At 57.6% G+C, this 1,454-nt stretch carries 2 protein-coding genes; both read left to right on the top strand.

Features of this window, described 5'->3' with window-relative positions:
• On the top strand, positions 1-374 hold a 374-nt coding region (locus tag ACT3SQ_RS19190), incomplete at its 5' end, for an SOS response-associated peptidase family protein (protein WP_444601614.1).
• 257 nt (positions 375-631) lie between these two features.
• Entirely contained in the window at positions 632-1,384 is a 753-nt protein-coding gene (locus ACT3SQ_RS19185) for a response regulator (protein WP_444601613.1), read from the top strand.
• Positions 1,385-1,454 lie beyond the last annotated feature (70 nt).

Raw genomic sequence — 1,454 nt, 5'->3', positions numbered from 1 at the left:
AGGATGGCAAGGACCCCTACGTCATCCACCACCCGGACGGGAAGTTGCTCCACGCCGCTGGGCTCACCGCAGCCCGGAAAGCCGATGGCGGCGAGAGCTGGGACATCACGTTCACGATCGTCACGCGGGAAGCCCGTGACGCCGGCGGCGAGGTCCACGACCGGATGCCCGTGTTCCTGACGGACGAGGCCGTGAGGGAGTGGCTGACCAGTGGCAAGCTTGCGGCGGAGCAGAAGGACCCGTTACTCGCGATGATCGACGACGTGTCGGCGACCGTGGCCGGCGAGCTTGAGACCTACGCGGTGGACCGCCAGGTCAACAACGTCCGCACCCTCGACCGCACAGACCCGACTCTCATCGAGCCAACGGCTTAGCGACTACGTCCAACGTGATTTACCTGATATGAATCTGTGGGGTGGCCCGCCCTGCCGAGACCGATTGCGCAGGAGCGCCACTGGGCGCCACTCTGCAGCTTCTCTTGCAAAACACATTTCGGTTTACAGCTCGAACGAATTGAGGGCAAACGTTGCTAGTGGGAAGAAATAAGGTTGCCATTCCAGTCAAATCTACATCGGCAGGCTTCTGGGGCCGTCCCTGGGTGGCCAGATTGGGAGTCTCCGCTTCGTTGTTAATGGCGGCGGCGTTCTTTATTGGTGCCTTTGTTAATCCGCCATGGATGCTCAGTGCGGCGCCCTCGTTCAGCGCAAGTGCAAAAACGTCTATAGCGCTCACCTTCCTTGCGGTCGCGATCTCTATAGCCATATATGGACGTCAGGGCCTCGAATCAAGGGAGTCGGAGGCGCGGCTTAGTGTCCTGATTAAGAAAGGTCGCGGTTCGGTTGAAGCGAGAAACCAAGCTTACATAGCAAAAGGGCTAACACGGAAGGCAGGCACGTCTCTCGATGCATATTTGGACAATGTTCATCTCTGGCTGTCTGAAAGCCATGACGTCTCACCTACGGTGCTCTGGGTAGACGACGATCAGATACGCATCTTGTGGGAAAGGCGGGCTTTAGAGCGAGTTGGCATCGAGGTGATCTGGGTTCCAGATTCACAGTCCGCATTTCAGATGCTCCAGGAGGTCAGTGTTGATCTCGTTGTCTCAGACATGAGTCGTAGTGACGAAAAACGAGCGGGGCTCACGCTACTCGAGGCAATTCGAGATTCGACCGGGGAGAAGTGGCGAGGGGTGCCATTTCTGGTCTACTCCAGTAGTGCGACAACCGAGCAGAAGCGGAACGTTTTCAAACGGCTCGGCGATGGCCAAATGTGCGATCCCGACGAATTGCTCATGGGGGTATTTGACATACTCTTGAGACCTAAGGGAAAGTTTCGTCGCGGTGTGTCCCGACGTGTGCGGAGTGTCTTTGGCGGCACGGAGTAGGATTCCCGATTATTGAACGTCGGATTCGCCTTAGGGGGCGTGACCCTCTATATCGGGTCGGGCTGTTGCG

Source organism: Brachybacterium sp. AOP42-C2-15 (assembly GCF_052377065.1).
In the GTDB taxonomy this organism is placed as follows: domain Bacteria; phylum Actinomycetota; class Actinomycetes; order Actinomycetales; family Dermabacteraceae; genus Brachybacterium.
The sequence above is the reverse complement of the archived record's forward strand: the minus strand, read 5'-3'. Positions and strand labels throughout refer to the sequence as shown.

Excerpts from the sequence above, each read along its gene's own strand:
- ACT3SQ_RS19185 (WP_444601613.1), top strand. The coding sequence starts at position 632 with ATGGCGGCGGCGTTCTTTATTGGTGCCTTTGTTAATCCGCCATGGATG.